The 22444-nt window shown below is 58.4% G+C and carries 25 protein-coding genes, 1 tRNA gene and 1 riboswitch; of the genes, 10 read left to right on the forward strand and 16 right to left on the reverse strand.

The genetic code is table 11. The features are described 5' to 3' along the window. Nucleotides 1-24: 24 nt before the first annotated feature. The gene (recO, locus tag ACUVTU_RS03040; protein WP_445888491.1) at nucleotides 25-786 is read right to left on the reverse strand and encodes a DNA repair protein RecO; all 762 of its coding nucleotides are present in this window, start codon (nucleotides 784-786) and stop codon (nucleotides 25-27) included. Nucleotides 787-889: 103 nt separating this feature from the next. On the opposite strand from recO, the gene ACUVTU_RS03045 reads away from it, so the two are divergent. The 4 genes from ACUVTU_RS03045 to ACUVTU_RS03060 all read left to right on the forward strand — a co-directional run bounded on the left by ACUVTU_RS03045 (nucleotide 890) and on the right by ACUVTU_RS03060 (nucleotide 4234). Beyond that, on the forward strand, nucleotides 890-1561 hold the full coding sequence (locus ACUVTU_RS03045; RefSeq protein WP_445888492.1) for an N-acetylmuramoyl-L-alanine amidase family protein: 672 nt from the start codon (nucleotides 890-892) through the stop codon (nucleotides 1559-1561). 220 nt (nucleotides 1562-1781) lie between these two features. After that, nucleotides 1782-2057: a FeoA family protein gene (locus ACUVTU_RS03050; RefSeq protein WP_445888493.1), complete on the forward strand. Its 276-nt coding sequence runs from the start codon at nucleotides 1782-1784 to the stop codon at nucleotides 2055-2057. Between the two features lie 12 nt (nucleotides 2058-2069). Then, nucleotides 2070-2858 (forward strand): FeoB small GTPase domain-containing protein, encoded by a 789-nt coding sequence (locus ACUVTU_RS03055; protein ID WP_445888494.1) that lies wholly within the window; start codon nucleotides 2070-2072, stop codon nucleotides 2856-2858. Beyond that, nucleotides 2855-4234, forward strand: a complete 1380-nt coding sequence (locus tag ACUVTU_RS03060) for a nucleoside recognition domain-containing protein (protein WP_445888495.1) — start codon at nucleotides 2855-2857, stop codon at nucleotides 4232-4234. The genes ACUVTU_RS03055 and ACUVTU_RS03060 overlap by 4 nt, the downstream gene beginning before the upstream one ends. Before the next feature lie 28 nt (nucleotides 4235-4262). Here ACUVTU_RS03060 and ACUVTU_RS03065 read toward each other — a convergent pair whose 3' ends face one another. Both ACUVTU_RS03065 and ACUVTU_RS03070 read right to left on the reverse strand, forming a co-directional pair. Beyond that, entirely contained in the window at nucleotides 4263-4733 is a 471-nt protein-coding gene (locus ACUVTU_RS03065) for a metal-dependent transcriptional regulator (protein ID WP_445888496.1), read from the reverse strand. Between the two features lie 227 nt (nucleotides 4734-4960). Next, nucleotides 4961-5470 carry a YhcN/YlaJ family sporulation lipoprotein gene (locus ACUVTU_RS03070; protein ID WP_445888497.1) on the reverse strand — a complete coding sequence of 170 codons (510 nt, stop codon included), beginning with the start codon at nucleotides 5468-5470 and terminating at the stop codon, nucleotides 4961-4963. Nucleotides 5471-5535: 65 nt separating this feature from the next. Between ACUVTU_RS03070 and ACUVTU_RS03075 the strand changes: the two genes are divergently transcribed. Continuing rightward, complete coding sequence (locus tag ACUVTU_RS03075) at nucleotides 5536-6105, forward strand: UbiX family flavin prenyltransferase (RefSeq protein ID WP_445888498.1); 570 nt, start codon at nucleotides 5536-5538, stop codon at nucleotides 6103-6105. On the opposite strand, the gene corA is transcribed toward ACUVTU_RS03075, so the two are convergent. The 9 genes from corA to yqfC form a co-directional block, all read right to left on the reverse strand. Beyond that, nucleotides 6102-7073 carry a magnesium/cobalt transporter CorA gene (gene corA, locus ACUVTU_RS03080; RefSeq protein WP_445888499.1) on the reverse strand — a complete coding sequence of 324 codons (972 nt, stop codon included), beginning with the start codon at nucleotides 7071-7073 and terminating at the stop codon, nucleotides 6102-6104. The two genes, ACUVTU_RS03075 and corA, sit on opposite strands and share 4 nt — an antisense overlap. Before the next feature lie 82 nt (nucleotides 7074-7155). Further along, a riboswitch (M-box (ykoK) riboswitch) is annotated at nucleotides 7156-7323 on the reverse strand. Between the two features lie 62 nt (nucleotides 7324-7385). After that, nucleotides 7386-8279: a GTPase Era gene (era, locus tag ACUVTU_RS03085; protein ID WP_445888500.1), complete on the reverse strand. Its 894-nt coding sequence runs from the start codon at nucleotides 8277-8279 to the stop codon at nucleotides 7386-7388. Nucleotides 8280-8344: 65 nt separating this feature from the next. Beyond that, entirely contained in the window at nucleotides 8345-8737 is a 393-nt protein-coding gene (locus ACUVTU_RS03090) for a cytidine deaminase (RefSeq protein ID WP_445888501.1), read from the reverse strand. A 35-nt stretch (nucleotides 8738-8772) separates the two neighbouring features. Continuing rightward, nucleotides 8773-9147, reverse strand: a complete 375-nt coding sequence (locus ACUVTU_RS03095; protein WP_445888502.1) for a diacylglycerol kinase family protein — start codon at nucleotides 9145-9147, stop codon at nucleotides 8773-8775. 8 nt (nucleotides 9148-9155) lie between these two features. Then, nucleotides 9156-9617, reverse strand: a complete 462-nt coding sequence (ybeY, locus tag ACUVTU_RS03100) for an rRNA maturation RNase YbeY (RefSeq protein WP_445888503.1) — start codon at nucleotides 9615-9617, stop codon at nucleotides 9156-9158. Continuing rightward, nucleotides 9571-11730 carry an HD family phosphohydrolase gene (locus ACUVTU_RS03105; protein WP_445888504.1) on the reverse strand — a complete coding sequence of 720 codons (2160 nt, stop codon included), beginning with the start codon at nucleotides 11728-11730 and terminating at the stop codon, nucleotides 9571-9573. The genes ybeY and ACUVTU_RS03105 overlap by 47 nt, the downstream gene beginning before the upstream one ends. Nucleotides 11731-11740: 10 nt before the next feature. Beyond that, nucleotides 11741-12712: a PhoH family protein gene (locus ACUVTU_RS03110; protein ID WP_445888505.1), complete on the reverse strand. Its 972-nt coding sequence runs from the start codon at nucleotides 12710-12712 to the stop codon at nucleotides 11741-11743. Between the two features lie 29 nt (nucleotides 12713-12741). Then, a complete protein-coding gene (gene yqfD / locus ACUVTU_RS03115; protein WP_445888506.1) occupies nucleotides 12742-13962 on the reverse strand; it encodes a sporulation protein YqfD in 1221 nt (406 codons plus the stop codon). Between the two features lie 11 nt (nucleotides 13963-13973). Next, nucleotides 13974-14255 carry a sporulation protein YqfC gene (gene yqfC, locus ACUVTU_RS03120; RefSeq protein ID WP_445888507.1) on the reverse strand — a complete coding sequence of 94 codons (282 nt, stop codon included), beginning with the start codon at nucleotides 14253-14255 and terminating at the stop codon, nucleotides 13974-13976. Between the two features lie 222 nt (nucleotides 14256-14477). Between yqfC and selD the strand changes: the two genes are divergently transcribed. Together selD and yedF are read left to right on the forward strand one after the other, a co-directional pair. Then, complete coding sequence (selD, locus tag ACUVTU_RS03125) at nucleotides 14478-15509, forward strand: selenide, water dikinase SelD (protein ID WP_445888508.1); 1032 nt, start codon at nucleotides 14478-14480, stop codon at nucleotides 15507-15509. 12 nt (nucleotides 15510-15521) lie between these two features. After that, the gene (gene yedF, locus ACUVTU_RS03130) at nucleotides 15522-16127 is read left to right on the forward strand and encodes a sulfurtransferase-like selenium metabolism protein YedF (protein ID WP_445888509.1); all 606 of its coding nucleotides are present in this window, start codon (nucleotides 15522-15524) and stop codon (nucleotides 16125-16127) included. A 16-nt stretch (nucleotides 16128-16143) separates the two neighbouring features. Here yedF and ACUVTU_RS03135 read toward each other — a convergent pair whose 3' ends face one another. Continuing rightward, complete coding sequence (locus ACUVTU_RS03135) at nucleotides 16144-17505, reverse strand: APC family permease (protein WP_445888510.1); 1362 nt, start codon at nucleotides 17503-17505, stop codon at nucleotides 16144-16146. Nucleotides 17506-17607: 102 nt separating this feature from the next. Then, nucleotides 17608-17832: a NifU family protein gene (locus ACUVTU_RS03140; RefSeq protein WP_445888511.1), complete on the reverse strand. Its 225-nt coding sequence runs from the start codon at nucleotides 17830-17832 to the stop codon at nucleotides 17608-17610. Nucleotides 17833-18114: 282 nt separating this feature from the next. Between ACUVTU_RS03140 and ACUVTU_RS03145 the strand changes: the two genes are divergently transcribed. Then, on the forward strand, nucleotides 18115-19386 hold the full coding sequence (locus tag ACUVTU_RS03145; RefSeq protein WP_445888512.1) for a double-cubane-cluster-containing anaerobic reductase: 1272 nt from the start codon (nucleotides 18115-18117) through the stop codon (nucleotides 19384-19386). Between the two features lie 18 nt (nucleotides 19387-19404). Further along, nucleotides 19405-20151 carry an acyl-CoA dehydratase activase gene (locus ACUVTU_RS03150; RefSeq protein WP_445888513.1) on the forward strand — a complete coding sequence of 249 codons (747 nt, stop codon included), beginning with the start codon at nucleotides 19405-19407 and terminating at the stop codon, nucleotides 20149-20151. 56 nt (nucleotides 20152-20207) lie between these two features. Here ACUVTU_RS03150 and ACUVTU_RS03155 read toward each other — a convergent pair whose 3' ends face one another. Beyond that, nucleotides 20208-21323: a DUF4349 domain-containing protein gene (locus tag ACUVTU_RS03155; protein ID WP_445888514.1), complete on the reverse strand. Its 1116-nt coding sequence runs from the start codon at nucleotides 21321-21323 to the stop codon at nucleotides 20208-20210. 14 nt (nucleotides 21324-21337) lie between these two features. After that, on the reverse strand, nucleotides 21338-21913 hold the full coding sequence (locus ACUVTU_RS03160; RefSeq protein WP_445888515.1) for a sigma-70 family RNA polymerase sigma factor: 576 nt from the start codon (nucleotides 21911-21913) through the stop codon (nucleotides 21338-21340). Between the two features lie 297 nt (nucleotides 21914-22210). Here ACUVTU_RS03160 and ACUVTU_RS03165 point away from each other — a divergent pair. Next, nucleotides 22211-22299, forward strand: a tRNA-Leu gene (locus ACUVTU_RS03165). Nucleotides 22300-22444 lie beyond the last annotated feature (145 nt).

A 22444-nucleotide genomic window follows, 5' to 3' on the forward strand; every position in this document is an offset into this window, starting at 1 on the left:
CATTCTGGAATAATCTTTTCCACTTTAGCGCAGGTCCATACCGTCCAGCCAGTCCAAAAACTGCATGGCCGGCAATTTTTTTTCCAAATGATATAACATGAAATCGCGTAAAATATGCTTGACTTTACGGGCTACCGGCTCGGGCCAGCTAATTGCGGGCAGTTGCTCCGCCGGCCGGTACAGCAGCTGGAGCAGGGCCAGATGTTCCGGCGGCCCCAGCCGCACCCCGGACAGACCCGCCTGCTCTGTGCAATCCCGGCAGAGCAGGCCGCCCTGGGCCGCAACAAAAAAAGCGGTGGCCTGCTGCAGGTCGCTGCCGCACTCCAGACAGGTTTGCAGGTGCGGCCGGTAACCGATCACCGTGAGCAGGCGCATTTCAAAGGCCCGCAGCAGCACCCGGTCATAACCCCGGCCCATCCCCTGCCAGGTTGTATCAATCAACCGGAACAGGCGGGGAAAAGGTTCCTCCGGCATGGTGAAGGCATCCACCAGCTCGGCCACATAGGCGGCCGCCGTCAGCCCTTCCAGGCTGCTGTGCAGGGCCGGGTACAGGCACACAGGCCCGGCCTGCACCACGGTATCCAGCTCCCGGCCCCGGCGCAATTGCAGCACCGCCCGGCTGTACGGCTGCACACTGCCCCGCTTTTTGCTGTGCGTTTTCTCCACGCCATAGGCCAGCGCCTGTTTTTTGCCCTCCTCCAGACTGAAAAAGGTGAGCAAGCGGTGGCCTTCTCCCCAGGGCACGCTCTTCAGCAGCAGCCCTTCCAGCGTATACAAGCGCAACATCCCCACCTGCCTCTCCCGGCCTGTCACTCCAGATAATACCAGGATAGCCGCTTTTCCGGCTGTGCAGAATACTTTTGAACTTTCCCCGCGGGAGGGACAGCGCATGAGCAATATCCTGGTAATACTTTCGATCTTATTATGCGGTCTAACTTTCCCTCTGACAACACCGGCCGGGGCCAATCCCCCACCGGCCTTAAAAAACAAAGTGATTATCCTGGACCCCGGCCACGGCGGCTTTGATCCCGGGGCGGTGAGCGGCGACATCCGCGAAAAAGATTTAAACCTGGCCCTCAGCCGGAAAATTGCCGACCGGCTGAAAAAAGAAGGGGCTACCGTATATCTGACCCGCGACCGGGATTACAATCTGGCGCCGGTGGGACTGCACGGCCGCGCCGCCCACCAGGCCGACCTGAGCCAGCGGGCCGCCCTGGCCAGAGAAAAATCGGCCGACATTTTCGTCAGCATTCACATGAACAGCATCAGCCTGCGCTACTGCCGGGGGGCGGAGGTTTATCACCACTACCAGTCCCGGGAAGGGGCCCGCCTGGCCAGCTGCATCCAGAGTGAACTGATCCAGATACCCGGCATGCGCCAGCGCACGGTCAAGCCGGGCGATTATGCCCTGCTGCGCCTGACCGCGGTGCCGGCAGTCATTGTGGAAGCCGGCTTTATGACCAACCCGGAGGAGCTCAAACAGCTCACGGCCGACCGGTATCAGCAGGCGCTGGCCGAAAGCATTGTGCGGGGGATTAAAAACTATTTTCACCCGGGCTGACCGCCCGCAGGGGAGCTCTTTTTCTGCATCCCCAATAACCAGTCATCCAGGCAACTACCAGCCGGTGCCCTGTAACCAGGAATCAAGGCCCGGCGTAAGATATAGCATCGGGGTCAGCCACAGTTATCCGGGGCAGCAACTCCGGTTTTTATTGACCAATTTTTAGCCGCCGCTAAATTAGTTAATCAAAAGAAAACGGCGCGCAAGGGAGGAAAAGAGTATGACAACCGGGAACAGGAGGAACGGCCCGACGGATTGCCCGGCCGGTACCGTGCTCAGCCTGTATGAGCTGCCGGTGGGAAAGTCGGCCACTGTCCACTCCATCCAGGCCCGCGGCCTCACCAGAAGGAGAATGCTGGATCTGGGGCTGGTCCCCGGAACCCGGGTGGAAGCACTGCGGGTCAGCCCGGCCGGCGATCCCAGGGCTTACCGGATCCGCGGCACCGTCATTGCCTTCCGCAAAGAAGAAGCCCGGCAAATCCAGATCAGTTTTTAAGGAGAGTAAAAGATGGGGTTAACACAGCAGTCCTGCGGCAGCAGCGCCAGCAAAGCAGCTGCCCGCGGGAAAAGATTGGCCCGGGCGGATTATGTGATCGCCCTGGCCGGCAATCCCAACACCGGGAAAAGCACTGTTTTTAACGCGCTCACCGGGCTGAACCAGCATACCGGCAACTGGCCCGGCAAAACCGTGCTGCGGGCGACAGGCAATTACACTTACCAGGGGCTGGTTTTCCAACTGATTGATTTACCCGGCACTTACTCGCTGCTGGCCAGTTCGCCCGAAGAACAGGTGGCCAGAGATTACCTCTGTTTTGGCCGCCCGGCGGCCACCGTGGTGGTCCTGGATGCCACCTGTCTGGAGAGAAACCTGAACCTGGCCCTGCAGGTGCTGGAAATAACCTCCCGGGTGGTGGTCTGCGTCAATCTGATTGATGAAGCCGCCCGCAAAGGGATCAGCATTGATTATGCCGCGCTGGCCGGCGAACTGGGGGTACCGGTGGTGCCCACCGCCGCCCGCAGCGGATGGGGTCTGGATGAGCTCCGGCAAACCATTGCCGGTGTGGCCGCCGGGCGCATAGCCACCAGGCCCCGGCTGGTCCGCTACAGCGCCGCCATCGAAAAAGCCATCGGCAAACTGGAACCCCGGATCAAAAGCCTGCTGGGCGATGGTTTCCCGGCCCGCTGGCTGGCCCTGCGGCTGCTGGATCAAGATCCATCGGTGATCGCCGCTCTGGAAAAGGGCCTGGCCCGCCCCGATCCAGCGCCGGCCGGGCTGAAAGAGGTAGTTCTGCTATGAGCCAGGTCAGTTTACATGAGCTGTTGCAGGAAGCCGGCCGGCTGCGGCCGGCCGATCCCCTCGCTTACAATGATGCCATTGTCAGCGCCATCTACGGCCGGGCCGGAGAAATCGCCAGTAAAGTGGTGCGCGGGCCCCAAAAACCGGCCCCTGATTGGGACCAGAAACTGGACGACATTCTCACCTCGCGCGTTTTTGGATTTCCCTCCATGCTCCTGCTGCTGTTTATGGTCTTCTGGGTTACCCTGGTCGGGGCCAACTATCCCTCGGAGCTGCTGGCGTCGGTCCTCTTCCGGGGACAGGAGTGGCTTACCGGTCTGCTGAGCGGGCTCAAGGCCCCGGCCTGGGTGAACGGACTTCTGGTCGAAGGAATCTACCGCTGCCTGGCCTGGGTGGTGTCGGTGATGCTGCCGCCCATGGCCATCTTCTTTCCCTGCTTTACCCTGCTGGAGGATGTGGGCTACCTGCCCAGAATTGCTTTCAATCTGGATAACTTTTTTAAAAAAGCGGGCACCCACGGCAAACAGTCTTTGACCATGAGCATGGGCTTCGGCTGCAACGCCGCCGGAGTGGTGGCCTGCCGCATTATCGAATCGCCCCGGGAACGGCTGATTGCCATGCTCACCAATAATTTTGTGCCCTGCAACGGGCGTTTCCCCACCCTGATCACGCTGGCCGGCCTGCTGGTAATGGGAACAGCCAGCTCCCTGGGCGCCACTTTAATTGTGGTGGGCAGCGTGCTTTTGGGCATCGCGGCCACCCTGGCGGTGTCCTGGGGCCTGTCCCGCACCCTGCTCCGGGGGATCCCTTCTTCCTTCACCCTGGAGCTGCCGCCCTACCGCAAACCCCGGGTGGGCAGCATTATAGTGCGGTCCATTTTCGACCGAACTATTTTTGTGCTGCGCCGTGCGGTACTGGTGGCCGGACCGGCCGGAGCCGTGATCTGGCTGCTGGCCAATCTCCGGGTGGGGCAGGACAGCCTGCTGGCCATTGGTGCCCGCTGGCTGGATCCCGCCGGTCAACTGCTGGGCCTGGACGGCTGCATCCTGATGGCCTTTATCCTGGGGCTGCCGGCCAATGAAATTGTCCTGCCCATCCTGATCATGAGCTACCTGGCCACCGGTTCCCTCACCGAGCTGAGCAGCCTGGCAGACCTGCACCGGCTGCTGGTGGAACACGGCTGGACCGGGGTAACCGCGCTTTGCACCATGCTGTTTTCCCTGCTGCATTACCCCTGTGCCACCACCCTGTGGACGATCAAGCAGGAATCGGGCAGCGTCAAGTGGACCGTCCTGGCGGCGGCTATCCCCCTGGCCGTGGCCGTCACGGTCTGTCTGATTGTGGCCCAAACCGCAAAATGGCTCGGCCTGGGTTAAAGTGTACGCCAGGCCCGCGTGCGCCCCTTCAGGCCTCCCCGCGGGCCTGGCGATACCGGTGAAACTCCTGCACAAATTCCGGCCGGCTTTTCATAAAGGCCACAAAATCGGCCAGCCCCTCCAGCGTCCGGGCACTGATGGTATGTTCTATTTTTTCGGTTTCCTCCAGCACATCTCCGGAGATGCCCAGCAGGTTTAAAAAGTCCTCGATGATCTGGTGCCGCTTTAGCAAAACCCGGCCCATCTCCTCCCCTTTCGGGCTGAGCACAATCAGGCCGTACTTTTCATAGTTCACCACGCCTACATCGGCCAGCTTTTGCACCATCCGGGTGGCCGAAGGCGGCTGCACATTGAGGGCTGCGGCCAGATCGTTAATCCTGGTAAAGCCCTGCTGCCGGGACAGGCGGTAAATCATTTCCAGATAATCCTCCATGGCAGCGGTCAGCAGAGTATGATCATTTTTCATGTACTCCCGAAAGGTGAAAAATTCTCTGGGCATTTCCGGCTCACCCGCTTTGCACAAAGTACCGGCCCGTTCTTTACATTATATGCCGGGCGGCCGCAGCAAAAAACATGCCCTGATTGACTGCCTGCCCTGTCAGCTGACCGCAAAAGAACAAATTGGGCCAGTATGAGCCTCGGACAGGCCCAAAAGACACAGGCCCAAAAGACAGGGAGGGGGGCAGCCCCCTCCATTTGTCTTAATGGTTTGGCCGCCCCGGGCTGCTAGCGGGCTACCGGGGAGAGGCGGCGCATGATGTCGTTGATTTCGTCCCGGAAACTGCTGACCGGCCGGCCCTCATTGATGCCGCTGGCAATCTTCTTCAGCCTCGTAACCATGTCGGCGTCGGTGGAAACCAGCACATCGCGGATGCGGGTATCCTCTTTTTTGATTACCGCGGCCACTTCTTTCTTGATGGCGTCAATCCTGCTTTTGGGCAGCTTGGCCTTAATATCCAGCCCCACCATGGCCGTATTGCCGCTGAGCACTACCGTGGCCCTGTTCACGCCGTCCACCTGCGCCGCCCGCGCCGCCAGCCGCCGGGCCAGCGCACTGGCTTCCGCCGGATTGACCGGCAGGGTTTGGGTGGCACCCGGGGCCGGAACCAGCCGCCCGGTATTATCGGTCGCGGGGGCGGGCTTGCGCTGGGGCTGACATCCCACCACCAGCAGGACCAGCAGGACGAGCAAGCCAATCTGGCCCCACCGCACCATCCAGATTTTTTTACCGGACAAATTTTTCACCTCGCTTTATCTGTGGTATTATTTCATTTAAAGTATTTACTGCAAGGAGAACAATCATGTCCCCCCAGAAAAGAATTGTTCTGGCAATTACTGGCGCCACGGGCGCCATCTACGGCCTTAAGCTGCTCCAGGCCCTGCGCCGGGCCGGGGTGGAAACCCACCTCATGGTCAGCCAGTGGGCCGAAGTGACCATCGCGGAAGAAACCGGCCATTCCCTGGAGCAGGTCAAACAAATGGCCGACCATTATTATGCCGTCACCGATCTGGCGGCCGGGCCCTCCAGCGGCTCCTTTGTGCACCACGGCATGGTGGTGGCGCCCTGCAGCATGAAAACCCTGGCCGCCATTGCCCACGGCCTGGCCGACAACCTGATCAGCCGCAGTGCCGACGTGTGCATAAAAGAAAAACGTCCCCTGATCCTGCTGGTCAGAGAGACGCCCCTAAGTGCCATCCATCTGGAAAATATGCTCCGGCTGGCCCGGCTGGGCGTAATCATCATGCCCCCGGTCCCTTCCTTTTATCACCGCCCGACCAGCATCAGCGACCTGATCACCCAGACCACCGGGCGGGTGCTGGACATGCTGGGTCTGGAAAATACGCAGGTTAAGCGCTGGCGGCAAACCTAAATCCATTTTTTTACCCGGAAGATCAGGTACATCCACAGTGAAACCCCCAGTAAACCCAGTGTAATCGCAATGGTGGAAAGCACACTTTCCTGGGCCGGCAGCGGCACATTCATGCCGAAAAACCCCGTCACAAAAGTCAAAGGCATGAAGATGGTGGAGATCACGGTGAGCACGCGCATGGTTTCGTTGGTGCGGGCGCTGATGATCGAATAGTAGGTGGCCATGGCGTTGTCCACCAGCGCGGCAAAACCGTCGATGGAGTCAATGATGCGCTCGATGTGGTCCAGCAGGTCCAGGTAGTAGGGCGCATTTTCCTCGGATACGGCAAAGCTGTACTGGCCGTTGCTCATGGTGAAAATGCGCTTTTGGGGCATAATGGCCCGCCGCATGGACAGGATGGTGCGCTTTAAGCTCAAGAACTCCTCGGTGATTTCCTGGCTGGGCTCGACATACAGGTCGTCTTCCAGTTCGTCAATCCGGGCATTGATCCGCTCCAGCACCGGAAAGTAATGGTCGGTCAGTCCGTCCAAAATGGTGTAGAGAAAAAAGTCGGGACCCTTTTGCATGAACAGGGCCTGGTTACTCAAGCATTCCCGGGCCAGCCGGCCCAGGGTGCGCAGCGTGCGGCGGTGCAGGGTGACGATAAAATTGCTCCCCAGGTAGACATTGAGCTGTTCCAGGGAAACCTCTTCTTCCTTGTCCTCTTCATAGCGGATGGCGTGCAGCAAAAAAAAGTAATAGTCTTCATAGTCATCCACTTTGGCCCGGGGACTGTAGTGCAGGCAGTCCTCCACAGACAGGCTGTGGAATCCGAAAATGCTGGCCACCTGGTTTATTTCCGCTTCGCTGAAGTCGTACAGATCCACCCAGAGCAAACTGCGGGCATTGGCCAGCAGGTCCGGCCGGCGCAGGTCCACATCGTGCACAATGCGCTTTTCATCGGCATCGTAAAAGTATGTCTTGATCAATCCCTTCACCCCTTTTCGGCCAAAATAAAAAACCTTCACCACCCCATGTGCGAAGGCTACCTCACCCCAAAAGACAGGATCACGCCTTCTCCACTCGTACAAGCTTTGGCACTGCATAGCTAGAGCCTGGCGGCCCAGCCGCATTAGGTAAAACCTTAAGCCGGTAATACCTGTTGACCCGTTATCGTCTCTCGACGGTTCCGGGCAGCGGCATGTGTCTATACAGAAGCCTCACCTAACGAAGAATTCTCTAAAATTTTAATTCTTTATCCCCAGTAAAAATAGCACATTTTCCGGCGCCTGACAAGCGGCTTACGGTGTATAACCGAACTGGCGAATAATATTCTCCCGGTTGCGCCAGTCCTCCTTCACCTTGACCCACAGCTGCAGGAAAAACTTGTTGCCAAAAAGGGCCTCCATCTCCTCCCGCGCCAGCTGACCGATTTTTTTCAGCATCTGGCCCCCCTTGCCAATCAGGATGGCTTTCTGGGAGTCCCGTTCGGTATAGATCACGGCATCCACGGCCACCAGGTCGTCCCGCCGCCGCTCCACATTTTCCACCACCACGGCCACGCTGTGCGGCACTTCCTGGAAGGTCAGGTGCAGCACCTTTTCCCGGATCAGCTCGGCCATGATAAAGCGCTCGGGGCGGTCGGTGATCATGTCATCGGGATAATATTTGGGCCCTTCCGGCAGATACCGCACCAGCAAATCGGGCAGCGTGGCGACATTTTCCCCGGTCAGAGCAGATAAAGGCACGATCTCCCGGTAATCCAGGGTGGTGCGAAAAGCTTCGATGAGCGGCAGCAGATCCTGGCGGGACACCAGGTCGATTTTGTTGATCACCAGGATGATGGGCGTTTTGATCTGCCGGAGCTGCTCTATGATGTACTGGTCCCCCGGACCGGGCCGCTCGGCCTCCACCAGGAACAGCACCACATCCACTTCCCGCAGGGTGTTCAGGGCCACGTCCACCATATATTGGCCCAGCTTGTGCTTGGGCTTGTGAATCCCCGGCGTATCCATCAGCACGATCTGGGCATCCGGCCGGGTAATCACCGAGTGAATGCGGTGGCGGGTGGTCTGGGGTTTATCCGACATGATGGCCACTTTCTGCCCCACCAGGCGGTTGAGCAGTGTGGATTTGCCCACATTGGGCCGGCCCACAATGGCCACAAATCCCGACTTGTAGCCTTCAGATTGCATAGGACAGCCGCTCACTCCTCCCCAAAAATGTGCTAAAAAATCGCTCCACGGCCGGCAGAGAATATTTACAGCGCAAAATAGCCGGGCAGCAGTTCACCGGCCAGACACTGCTCATATTGCCCGTGCTGGTTGCACATCAGCACGGTCAGCGCCGGGGCAAATTCCACCAGCACCTGGCGGCAGGCCCCGCAGGGTCTGCAGTAATCCTCGGTACCGGCAATCACCGCCAGGGCCACAAACTGCCGGTGTCCCTCGCTGACCGCTTTGTAGATGGCCACCCGTTCGGCGCAGCAGGTCAGCCCGTACGAGGCATTTTCCACATTGCAGCCGGTATACACCTGCCCGTCCGCCGTCAACAGCGCCGCCCCCACCAGAAACCCGGAGTAGGGAGCGTAGGCCTGGTCCCGCACCCGGCGGGCGGCCTCAATCAGCAGCTCAATCTCTTTGGCCGATAACAAAATGTTTCCCCCTTTAAAACCAGCCCTCGGCCCGGCTAAGCGATCATCCGGATCAGTTTCCCCCACAGGGGCGGACCCAGAATTATTATACCCACCAGCACGGCCAGCACAGCCAGCAGCAGCACCGCCCCCGCTGCCATATCCTTGGCCTCCCGGGCCAGAGGGTGATAGCCGGGGCTGGCCAGATCCACCACCCGTTCCACCGCCGTATTAAATAGCTCGGCGCTCAGCACAGCAAAGATAACCAGCAGCAGGATGGCCAGGGACAAACCCCGGATCTCCAGCCAGCGGGCCACCGCCAGCACCAGCAGGGCCGCCCCCAGATGAAAGCGCATGTGCCGCTGGGTGGCCAGAGCCACCCCGGCTCCCCGCAGGGCGCAGCGCAGGCTGCGCCAGAACCGGCCCAGCATCGCTTGCCTCAGGCCCGGGCCAGGCCCAGGGCGGACAGGACGGCCTCGCTGCGCGCCAGCATCTCCTGCTCCCCGGCGGGCTCGCCGTGGTCATACCCCAGCAGGTGCAGCGCACCGTGCACGGCCAGAAAGCCCAGTTCGCGCTCCAGGCTGTGCCCGTACTCGGCCGCCTGCCGGATGGCCGCCGGCAGCGAGATCACAATATCGCCCAGCACGCGTTCCTCCCCGGCATCGGCCAGTTCCTCGCCTTCTTCCAGGGCAAAGGACAGCACATCGGTGGGCGCATCGATCTGCCGGTAGCGGTGATTCAGTTCCCGGATGTACTGATCATCCACTAAAACCACACTCACCTCGGCCTCTTCCCCCGGAATTTCCAGCTCCAGGGCCTTTTCTACCACCCGCCGCACCAGCGCAATTGTTTTTTCATCCACTGGCACTGCCGTCTGCAGGTTGTCGACGTAAACCGGCATTGTGCTTTTTTCTCCTTTCCACTTCTCGGGCTACATCGGGATACTCAATGCGGGAATGGAAAATACCGCCCAGGATCTGTAAAAAGGCTGCTGCAATCGTATCCAGGTCTTTAAAGGTCAGGGCACATTCATCCAGCTGGCTGTCCAGCAGCTTGTCCCGAATAATTTTGCGCACCAGGGCCTCCACCCGGTTGGGGGTGCGGTTTTGCATGGAACGCACGGCGGCCTCCACGGCATCGGCCAGCATGACAATGGCCGCTTCCTTGCTCTGGGGTCGGGGACCTTCATAGCGGAACTCATCTTCATTCACGCTGCTGTTCCCTTCCAGAGCCTTGTGGTAAAAATAGCTCACCAGGCTGGTGCCGTGATGCTGGGCAATAATCTGGCTGATGCTTTCCGGCAGTTTGTATTCCCGGGCCAGCTCCAGACCGTCCTTGACATGGGCGGTTAGAATTAATGTGCTCAAAGTGGGGGCAATCTTGTCGTGCGGGTTTTCCTGAGCCAGCTGGTTTTCAATAAAAAACACCGGCCGCTTCATTTTGCCAATATCGTGATAATACGCCCCCACCCGGGCCAGCAGGCTCTCCGCACCCACCGCCTCGGCCGCCGCCTCGGCCAGATTGGCCACCATAATGCTGTGGTGGTAGGTTCCCGGTGCCTCGGTGAGCAAGCGCCGCAGCAAAGGCTGGCTGGGATGCGACAGTTCCAGCAGTCTGACCGAGGAGGTGATCCCGAAGGTGTTTTCCAGATAGGGCAGCGTGCCAATGGTCAGCACGGCCGAAAGAATGCCGTTGGTCACCCCCAGCAGCATGGCCGAACTGAAAACCAGCCCGGCCGAAATATCCGAAAGAATGCCGCAGACCATGATGGAAACCACATTGGCCGCGCTGATGTAAAAACCGGCCCGGAACAGGTCGCCCCGCTGCTTCAGGCGGCTGACCACCAGCACACCGGTCAGGCCGCCCACCAGTCCCACAAAACCGAAATGGACCTGTCCATCGGCCATCCAGGACAGCAGAAAACTTAAAATGGCCACCACCAGCACGGCCAGGCGGATGTCCAGCAAAATGGCAATCAACATGCCGGCCGCGGACAGAGGCACCATGTACCCGAACAGCGCACTGAGCTCGGGCCACTGGGAGATATTGATGGCAATAATGCCCCGGGCCACGCTCAGTATGACCACGGTAACTATGCCCAGCAGGTAAATATGCCCGGGCCGCCGGTAGATATCCCGGTTCTGCTGCTGAATGTACACCAGAACCAGCACCATGAGCATGGCCACCAAAAGACCACTGCCCAGCACCTGCCGCCAGGGGAAATACTGCCGGGAAAGGCCCAGGGCGGCCAGCATCTGCATTTGCTCGGCGGTGACCACGTCGCCGGCCCGGATGATTTTCTGGTTTTGCTTGATCGTGATCATGACCGGGGGCACAGCGTCGCGGGCCGCCTGCCGCAGGGTGCGGGTGCGGGCCTCATTGTAGAATTTGTTCGGGCGCAGGTAATAATTGACTATTTCCCGGCCCAGCTGCACCACGGGGGCCGGCAGGCCGGTCAGGGCCAGCTGCTGGCCGATGCGTTCCTTCACCCGGTCCAGTTCGTCCTCACTGATGCCGCTGTTGGTATACAGGGTGACCTGTTTGACCAGCTCATTGCTCAGGGCCTGGTAATACCGGCTCTCCACCCCCAGGAGGTTTTGCAGGGCGGTTTCCTCCAGTTTAAAAGGCAGCACCGCTTTGAGCTGCTCCGCCCGGTCGCCCGTATGGGCTTCCTTGATGCGGCGCATATTGTCAATCAGCGTGGAGATGTTCTTAATCAGCACGCCCTGGACCTGCTCGTCCAGATCGTACTGCAGGGGCACCCCGGCCGCCGCCCGCTCGCGGCTTTCTTCGGTTTTGATCTTGTCTTCAAAAACCACGCTGTGCGGCGCAATGACATCATCCCGGGCCACTTCCCCCACCTTCAGGTTAACCTGCCGGGGCAAGTAATTGACCGAGATCAGCAAAGTGATCAAGAGAAAGAACAGACCCGCCGCCAGCCAGCGGCGGAACCGGCGTTGCCTGAATAAAAACAGCACCGCAGACCAGAGCTTTATAAAAAGGCGCAGCGACACACACACCACCTCATCTGTCTGCGGCGCTCTCCACCGCGTCATACGCTTTAACAATTTCCTGTACCAGAGGATGGCGGACAATGTCCGCAGAAGAAAGATACTGGAAAGATATACCGGACACTCTGGCCAGCACCTGGCGGGCGTGCACCAGACCGGAAAGCTGCCCTCTGGGCAGATCAATCTGCGTAATGTCGCCGGTGATCACGGCCCGGGAGCCGAAGCCCAGACGGGTGAGGAACATTTTCATCTGTTCGGTGGTAGTGTTCTGGGCTTCATCCAGAATAATATAGGCGTCATCCAGAGTACGTCCCCGCATATAGGCCAGGGGGGCGATTTCAATAATATTTTTCTCCAGGTACTTCTGGGTCACTTCAAAACCCAGCACATCATACAGGCTGTCGTATAACGGGCGCAGGTAAGGATTCACCTTTTCCTGCAGATCGCCCGGCAAAAAACCCAGCTTTTCCCCCGCCTCCACCGCCGGCCGGGTGAGCACCAACCGGTGCACCTCCTTGTTGCGCAGCGCCTTGATGGCCATGACCACCGCCAGATAGGTCTTGCCCGTACCGGCGGGACCAATGGCAAAAACAATATCGTTCTGGCGCAGGGCGGCAATATATTTTTGCTGGCCAATAGTCCTGGGTTTTACGGCCTTGCCCCGGGCTGTCACCAGGGCCACATCGCTGGCCAGATCGAGCAGGATGTTTTTTTGCCCGCTGCGCACCGCCCGCAGCACATAATTGATTTCGTGCAGCGTAATTCGGTTCCCGGCGGCATAATAGTTCTGCAGTTCATGGAAGATCTGCCGGGCCTGCTCCACGCCCTGCGAGCTGCCGATGATCACCAGCTCTTCCCCGCGGGCCACTATTTTTACCTGCAGGTTTCTCTCAATCAAGGCAATGTTTTCATCCTGCCGGCCGAAAATTTCCGCCACCGCTCCAATGTCCGACACTTTCAGTCTGGCTTCAATATGTTCAGTCAAAAGAATTTTCGCCCCCTGCACAACTGTGATCATGGTACAAACGCTTTTTCCAGGCCAATATCTTCACAGGTTTCGGCTGTAATATGCACTCTCACCACAGCCTCTGGATTTTTGCCCTTTACCTCCTGGACATCCAGCGCCTGCGGCTGCACCTGTGGCGGCAATTGTTTGTACAGGTCATCCATGGCCCGCTTCTGGGCCAGTGAGAGAGCCTGGGCGTGTGTACGCGTGATCACCCTGTTTTCCAGTTCAAGGTAACGCTGTGATATTATTTCGACGGGTAGCTTGATATTCCTTCCGGACAGCGTTTTTACCTCTTCGGCACAGCGAAAATGGCGAAAGGGGATATTTTCCTGCCCCGCTAACATTATAACCCTGCGGCCCATTTTAATACTATAGCGCCGGTACTGCCGCCCGGTTTCCGCCGTGACACTCTCCCGCAGCGGCGCTTCCCCGTACGCCTCGTACCAGACCCGGGCCCGCACAATGCCCCGGGCGTGCACATAGGCCGGCAGCGCGCTAACCTCGCCGGACGGGACATCCGGCCCCGCTGCGGCCGGCGGCACAATCCCCGAGATGAGCACCTGGCCGGCCGTCACCGCCTCGCCCTCGGCCACCACCGGGTTGCCGCTGATCACCAGCACCTCTTGCACCAAACCGGCCTTGACGGCCACCACGTGCGCCGGACCGGCGGCGGTGGCCGGCGGCAATTTTCTTTCCGCTACTAGAATATATGCTCTGATGCCGCTGATGCGCACTGCCACCCAGGACACCTGGGGCAGCTGTTCCTTCAAGGCCTTTTCCATTTTTCCCGTATCCAGCGTCCGGCGCCAAACGCCGGGCCTTAAACCGGCTTGTCCGGCCAGCTCCCGCACCACCCGGCTGGAGATCTGCTCATTGCCCTGCACCTCGATCCACCAGACAAAACCGGACAGAATATACAAACCCAGAAAAAAAACCGCCATGCCCAACAGCAGCACTTTGCGCCGCCGCATCCGGCTCCAGATAAAGGGCCAGCCTCCCCGGGGGCCAAACTTTAACCGGCAGCCGTGCTGTCTGGCCAGATGCCTTAAAGGATGCACCGCGCTGAGGCGCGTTTGAAAATGCAGTCTATTTTCGTCCAGACGCCGAATGTTCCACAGCAAAATGCCCCGGCTGGCGGCCTTGTTAATGTATTTTTCCATATTATGGCCAATCACCTCGATAGTGACAAAGCCCGTCAGAAAGGACAGCAGTCGGAACAGAAACACAACTCCACCCCCTACAGCTGATATTCAATGCTCCTCACGTTTCCTTCCACACAGATTTCATCGGGGAGAATATTGCGCAAAAGCAGGTCGCTGCCCGTGATGATCACCTGACCGGAACCTGTACTGATGCGCACCCTGTCCCCGGTATATTCCACTATGCCGCGGTGGTTTTCCACACTGACCTGCAGGTTGCCCACCGCCACAATGCGGGGCAGATCCATCAAAACATCACCGGGCAGTTCCATCCATTCCACCATGTGTTTTTTTATGCTCTGCCACCTGTTCCAGGCCATAAAAAACCCCTCCCGTTTCATGTATATGAAACGGGAGGGGACAAGATAACCGCAACCGATCCGGGACTGGTGCAGGCAACCCGGGAATCCATTAAGATGTTTTATCAATACACCTGCAGCGATAAATTTTTTATATCATGAGTATCAATATTTTTGTTAATCAAAAATAAGCGCAGTGGTATGATAGACCATGAACAGTCCGGTGCACAGGGGGTGGCCATCATGGCCGATATTAAATTGACCAGTTTAACCAGCACGGCCGGCTGAGCGGCCAAGGTGGGACCGGCCACCCTGGCGCAGGTGCTGCGCCATTTACCTGCCGCTCACAACCCCCGGCTGCTGGTAGGTCCGGAAACCAGCGATGACGCTGCTGTATACAAGTTGAGCGACGACCTGGCCATCATCCACACGGTGGACTTTTTCACCCCGGTGGTGGATGACCCGTATCTCTTTGGGCAAATAGCCGCCGCCAATGCTTTAAGCGATATTTATGCCATGGGCGGTGAGCCGCTGCTGGCGCTGAACATTGTCTGTTTTCCCGGCTGCCTGCCCGTGGAAGCGCTGGCCGCAATGCTGCAGGGCGGCGCCGACAAGGTGCAGGAAGCGGGAGCCATCGTGGGCGGCGGCCACACCATCCAGGACAACGAGCCCAAATACGGCCTGGCCGTTACCGGCATTGTCCATCCCGACCGCCTGATCAGCAATTCCACCGCCCGGCCGGGCGATCTGCTGGTGCTGACCAAGCCGGTGGGCAGCGGGATCATCAATACAGCCGCCCGGGGCGATCTGGTGGCGGAAGAGCACCTGCGCCGGGCCTGGCACTGGATGAGCCGCTTGAACAAACACGCGGCAGCGGCCTGCCGGGATACGGCTACCGCATTGACCGACATTACCGGTTTTGGCCTTTTGGGTCATACCGCGGAAATGGCCCGGGCCAGCCAGGTGTCCATCACGATGCAGTTCAGCGCCGTACCCCTGCTGCCCGGAGCGCTGGAAATGGCCCGCATGGGGCTTATTCCAGCCGGCGCTTATGCCAACCGGGAGTATTTGCAGGAGGAAGTGGATTTCTCCGCCCAACCGGGTCCGGCCGAACAGGCTCTGCTCTACGACCCGCAAACCTCGGGCGGCCTGCTGATTGCGGTTTCCCCCGCCCATCTCGCCCGCCTACAGGAAAAACTGCAGGAAAACGGCGACCTGGCGGCCGTGATCGGCGAGGTCACGCCCCGCAGAAATAAATTGATCTCGGTCATATAGGAGGATGGGCTGATGTCCAAACGTATCGTGGACTGCCGGGGCCTGGCCTGTCCCCGGCCGGTGCTGGAAACCCGCAGCGCCCTGCAAAATGCCGGGGAAAGCACTGTGGAAATTATTGTGGATAACGCTGTGGCCAGAGAAAATGTGTCCATGTTCCTGAACAATGCGGGCGAAAAATATACCTGTGCGGAAAAAGACGGGCTGTACTATATCACGGTGACCCGGAACAGCCAGTCTGCCGCTCCCGCACCGGCTGAACAGCCGGCCGGCGGCAGCGCCAGCGCCCCCGCCTATCTGATCACCACCAGTACGCTGGGACAGGGGGCGCCCGACCTGGGTCAAACCCTGATGAAAAGCCTGCTGGTCACCCTGGCGGAAAGCGATCCCGCTCCCCGGGCGTTGCTTTTCTTAAACAGCGGGGTGTTTCTCACCTGCCAGGGTTCGCCCGTGCTGGAGCAGCTGGAAAAAATTCAGCAAAAAGGCACCACCATCATCTCCTGCGGTACCTGCCTGGACTATTACAAACTGAAGGAAAAGCTGACTGTGGGACAGGTGGGCAACATGCTGCAGATCAAAGAGCTGCTCACCGCGGCCGGCCAGGCCATCACCATAGCTTAATGCGACGCCCGGGCGCTTATCCCGGCGCCTCCGGGCGGGGACGGGGCACGGCCGGGCCGGCCCTGCGGCGGGCCAGCCAGTGATACACCGGAATGCCCAGTATGGTGACGACAACTCCATACAGGGCATTCAGCGTATCGGTGCTCAGGGTGGCATACAATATGTACAGGCCCCCCAGTATGCCCAGGCCGGGCACCACCGGGTAGAGCGGCACTTTGTAGGGCCGGGGCAGTTCCGGTTCCCGCCGGCGCAGGAGCACCACGCCCACCATCCCCATGACGAAAAAAATATACATGGTGAAGACCACCAGATTGGTCAGCGCATCAAAAGTGCCGGTAATGATATAGAGAGTGGCCAGCACGGTTTGTAAAATAAAGCTGTTGGTGGGCGTTTGGTAAGGGCTCAGTTTGGTCAGAAATGGCGGAAAATCCCCTTCCTGAGCCATGGCGTAGGGAATGCGCGGATCGGTGAGCACATGCCCGTTCAGACAGCCGAAAATAGAGATCATGATTCCAATGGCCAACAGCGTGGCCCCAAAAGAACCAAACAGCTCGCTGCTGACCAGGTTGATCGCCCGGGTGCCCGCTGCAGCGATCTGCTCCAGGGGCAGTGTGCGCACAATGGCCAGATTCACCGTTATGTACACGGCCGCCACCAGCAGGATGCCCCCAATGATGGCCAGAGGCAGATCGCGGCGGGGCTTTTTCATTTCCCCGCTGATATTGCCAATGGTAATCCAGCCGTCATAAGCCCAGAGCGTGGCAATCAGCGCCGCAGAAAAGCCGGCCCCGCTAAATCCCGCCCCGGCGGGGCTGGCCGGGCTGCCGGCTGGTCGGGCCAAAGCCACCCCGATAATGGCCAAAATGGGCAGCAATTTGGCCGCGGTGGATACGGTCTGGATATAACCACCATACCGGGCCCCGAAATAGTTGGATACCGTCAGCACCAGCAGCACGAGCAGGGCCACCACTTTCATCAGCACATCGGACATGGGCCAGAACACCTGCACCTGGGTGGCGAAAATGATCGCCAGAGCGGCTATGGTGCCCGGGCCCACAATCATGGTATAAATCCAGCCATACAAAAAAGACCACTGGCGGCCGTAGATGCGGTACAGCCAGGCATAGAGCCCGCCGGTGCGGGGAATGGATGCGGCCAGTTCGGCAATGGTCAGCCCGGCCAGCAGGGTAATGGCTCCCCCCAGCACCCAGGCCAGCAGGCCCCAGGTCAGGTCGCCCGTAGAAGCAAACACTTTGCCTGGCTTAAAAAAAACCCCCGAGCCGATCACCAGACCCACCACAGTAGCTATGGCTGGCAAAAGGCCGATTTCCCTTTTCAGCCCCTCCGGAATTTCCACGGTCTCTTGCCCCGCTTTCATCTGCTTTTCTGCCCCCTTTTTGATTATTTTCCCCTCCGGCCCCCCGTAAATGTAAAAAGGCCGCTGACACAATCTGTCAGCAGCCTCACCATCAGGGCAATATTACCTGACTTCCACAACCTCTTTGACTTCCGGCACTTCCTGCTTGAGCACCCGCTCAATCCCCATTTTCAGGGTATAGGTCGCGCCGGGTCACCCACCGCAGGCGCCTTTCAGCTTGACCTGTACCACTCCGTCATCGGTGACGTTAACCAGTTCCACATCGCCGCCGTCGCGCTGTAGAAAAGGACGCACTTTGGCCAGAGCAGCTTCCACTTTTTCCCGCACCACAATTACCTCCCTTCTGTGCTTGAAAGTATTATAACCGCTACTCACAGACCATTATGTGAGAGGCAGTCCAACGGCATACTCAGTTTATTTTACTCCCTTTGCCGCCGGCTGGCAAACCATTAATTAGCAGGTCGAGCAGATCAAAGAAATAATAGAAAATATCCACCATAACCCATTCTTATTCCTGCCGGCTTAATTATAAATGTATTTTATTTGATTAATCAAATATTTATATCTATACTACTCGCAGGAATACTCCAGAGCAGGAGGGAATTAAACTTGAGTGACTACAGACAAATGTGGGCCGACCTGGGGCTGGATCTGGAAGCTCATGACCGGCTGCTGGAGGCTCTGCCGCCAACCTACCACGATGTGTACCTGACCCAGCCCCATCGCCCGCGGGGGATGGAATATTTCGACTTTGTGGTCAACGAGATTCACGGGTTGCGCATCCAGGAACTGCAGCAGCACAAACAGCAGGGAGGCAAAGTCATCGGCACTTTTTGCGTCTTCGTGCCTGAAGAAATCATCCGCGCGGCCGGCGGCATCTGCATCGGTTTGTGCTCCGGCCTGGAGACCGGCAGCGGGGAAGTGGATAAAGTGCTGCCCCGGCAGGTCTGCCCGTTAATCAGGTCCTTCATGGGCTTTAAACTGGGCAAAATATGCCCCTATTTTGAATCCTGCGACCTGGTAGTGGGCGAAACCACCTGTGACGGCAAAAAGAAAGCGTTTGAACTGCTGGCCGATTACATCCCGGTGCACGTTATGGAAACACCCCAGATGAAGCGGGAACGGGATTATCAATTCTGGCGCGAGGAAATCAAAGAATTTGCCGCGAAAATAGAAGAAATCACCGGACAGAAAATCACGGCCGCCAGTCTCAAACAATGCATCAGCGACACCAATGCCAAAAGGCGGGCCCTGCTGCGTCTGGCCGGCCTGCGCCGCCACAGACCCGCTCCCATCAGCGGCAAGGACAGCCTGCTGATAGAGCAAATCGCCATGTACGACGATGTGGCCAGGTTTACCCAGCAGGTCAACCGGCTGTGCGATGAGCTGGAAGAAAGAGTTAAGGCCGGCACCGGAGTGGCTCCGGCAAAGGCGCCCCGCCTCATTGTTTCCGGCACTCCCATGGCCATTCCCAACTGGAAGGTGCCCCACATTATTGAAAGCACCGGAGCAGTGATTGTGGCGGAAGAAATGTGCACCGGCCTGCGCTATTTCGAAGGCCTGGTACCGGAAGATGCCAGCAGCCTGGAGGAAGCCTACGCCGGCCTGGCCCGGAGATACCTGAACATCAACTGCGCTGTCTTCACGCCCAACACCGACCGCACCCAGCGCATCATGGAACTGGTGCAGGAGTATCAGGCCGATGGCGTCATCCATGTCAGCCTGTCCTTCTGCGACCCCTACAGCATTGAAGCCAACCGAGTGGAAAAAGCCTGCCGTCAGGCCGGCATACCCTTGCTGAAACTGGAAACCGACTACGGCCAGGAAGACACGGAACAACTCAAAACCAGAGTTGAGGCTTTCCTGGAAATTTTGAAGTAAAGGCAGGAGAGGATATTTATGCGCCGGGCAGGGGTGGATATTGGTTCACGCACTATCGCCATCGTGGTGCTGGAAAACGAACAAATCATCTATTCCCGGGTGGTGGATACCGGGTACCAGCCCAATGAAACCGCGGCCGCCCTGCTGGCCCCCTTCAACGCGCCAGTGGTGGCCACGGGCTACGGACGGCATGCCGCCCGGGCCAGCTTTGCCCGGGAGATCATTACGGAAATCAAGGCCCATGCCCTGGGCGCGGTCCATTTATTTCCCCAGGCGCGCACCATCCTGGACATCGGCGGTCAGGATACCAAAGCCATCCTGCTCAGTCCCCAAAAAACCGTGGTCGACTTTGTGATGAATGATAAATGTTCGGCCGGCACAGGTAAATTTTTGGAAGTGATGGCCGCGGCCCTGGGCTTTGCGATTGGGGAAATTGGCCCGGCTGCTCTCACCGGCCAGCCCGGGCTCAAGATCAGCAATATGTGCACTGTATTTGCGGAATCCGAAGCCATCTCCCTGCTGCACCGGGGCACACCCCGCCAGGACATCGCCCTGGCCCTGCACCGCGCGGTGGCCGAGCGGGCAGCCGCCCTGCTGAAAAAAATTGGTTTTACGCCCCCCCTGGTTTTCACCGGCGGGGTGGCCCGGAACCCCTGTCTGGTCCAACTGCTCGCCGAAATGCTGGAAACCACCGTCTATGTACCCCCTGCCCCCCAGATCGTGGGGGCACTGGGCGCGGCTCTGCACTGCGCCACCCTGGAATGACATTAAAACCCCGGCGGCTTAAAACACCGCCGGGGTTACCTTATTCCAGGGTTAACTTATTCATTGATCTTTACCTGAATGGTGGCCATGGTCACGGCATCTTCCAGACTGCGCAGCTTATTCTCGGCCAGCGCCTTTTCCTGCTGCAGGTTTTCCGGCGCCGCGCTGGCTACCCGGGCCTCACCCGGCCCGGACGACTGTTTTTGTTCCAGCTCCTGCAGGGTGTTCACCGCCTGGTAGTAATCCGCTGTCACATCCTGACCAACCATTTTCTTGTCCATGACAATGCCCATATTCTGCAGCACACCGTACACCTTGTCAAACTTGCTCACAGGCACTTTCAGCACCATGCTGGCATTGTCGTTGTCCCCCTGCACCGCCACCATACCGCCGTTGCGCCAGGCCAGCTCGGAAACCGCCTCGGTGACTTCGTCCACATCACTCACCGCCAGGCTCAATACCGCCTGCCGGATCACCTTGGGCGCAACCACAGCCGGATTAGCCGGGGCACCCTCCGGTGCGGGCGCTGTCTGCGGGCCGGCAGGAGCGCTTTGCGGACCGGCCGCACTGCCGGTTTTATGGCCGGTGGAACTCTCTCGCTGCCCATTTTGCACCTGAGCCGTTCCGGGATGCAGAGCCACACTCCGGCTCTCGCTCTTCCCGGGGGCTTTCCCCGGCTCCTGGACAGACGGCACAGTGTTTCCTTTAGCAGCAGGCTGCTGCACCGCAGCGCCGGAACCAGACCCGGCCGGCTGCTTGCTCCCGTCCTGGCCCGGACTTACCGCCACAGTATGCTGCGCCGGCCGGGAAGCGGGCTCCCGCCAGAAATCAGCCAGATTGAGCATGCCGAAGGATAACAGAGCCACCGCCGCCACCGCTGCGGTTTTAAACCACTTGCTCTGGGCCACCCTGCTCCAAAAGCCAGACGCGGTATTGATACCGGTCATGGCATACCGGGCCTGCAGGGCCTGATGCAGCCGGTGATGGAATTCGGGCGGCGGTATGATCACGGGCAAATCGCGCAGCATATCCACAACCTGCCGCAATTCCCCGTATTCTTTGCGACAACCCGGACAGCGGGCCAGGTGTTCCTCAACTGTTGCAGCCAGGGAGGGGGGCAACCGGTGGTCGATGTACTCGGACAGCAATTCGCTGATCCGGTTGCAGTCCATACCACATCCCTCCTTTACCTGGCTAGACGTGCAGTCCCGGCTAAATGTTCCCTGGTTTGACCAAGAAATTTTCGTTTTAGCGCCTGTCTGGCCCGGTTTAAACGAGATTTTACCGTGCCCAGCGAACAATCCAGAGCCGCCGCAATTTCCTCATAAGATAGCTGCTGCACTTCCCGCATGATCAAGACTATTCTATATTCGTCGCTCAGTTCCAGCAAAAAGCTCTGCATTTGTTCCTGTAGTTCTTTTTTTTCCAGCACCTCTTCGGGCATCTCCTGTTCGTTGTCGGAAGAAAGCGCGAAACCGGGCTGTTCGATCATTTCGTCAAGCGATATTTTTTTTTGCCTTTGCTGCTTTCTCAGTTCATCACGACAAACATTGGTGGCTACCCGGTACAGCCAGGTGGCAAAGCTGGCATCGCCCCGGTAGGTATGTACGGATTGATACAGTTTGATGAAGGTCTCCTGGGTCAAATCACCAGCATCGGCATGGTTACCTACAAAACGGTAGGCCAGATTGTATATTTTACTTTCGTAACGCTGCACCAGGACGGAAAATGCCGCATGGTCTCCCTTTTTCGCCCTGTTCACCAGCTCGAGATCGCTCAATTTATCTAAAGGTGACAGTTAACCATCACCCCTTTCTATCTACTGGAAAAAACCGCTGGACCAGCCGCCGCGTTGACAATCTATACAAAATTAGTTTAGCACTTAAACATTCGACATACTAAACAATTATCCTGCTGGCATGATCTAGCAACAAGCAGCACGATTGGCAGCGATTGCCGGGCGCAAAATTATTAACCACCACGAAAATTATTAACCACCTTGACAAGTAAAAAGGTTACTTGTTATACTATGAATTGCTTTAAGCCAATTTATATAAATGCCGAAGTGGCGGAACTGGCAGACGCAGCGGACTCAAAATCCGCCGGGGCTCACCCCCCGTGTGGGTTCGACTCCCACCTTCGGCACCAGGAAACACAAGGCTTCCGGAATATTAGCCGGAAGCCTTGTTGTTTTGCTTTGAGGCCGGTTGCCGCCCAATTGCCGCCCAAAACCAGAGGGTTTCTCCCGAAACCTTCTTATACCTCCTTTGTGGCCCATTTGCTTTTGGTGCCA

It is taken from the genome of Desulfurispora sp., assembly GCF_052744395.1.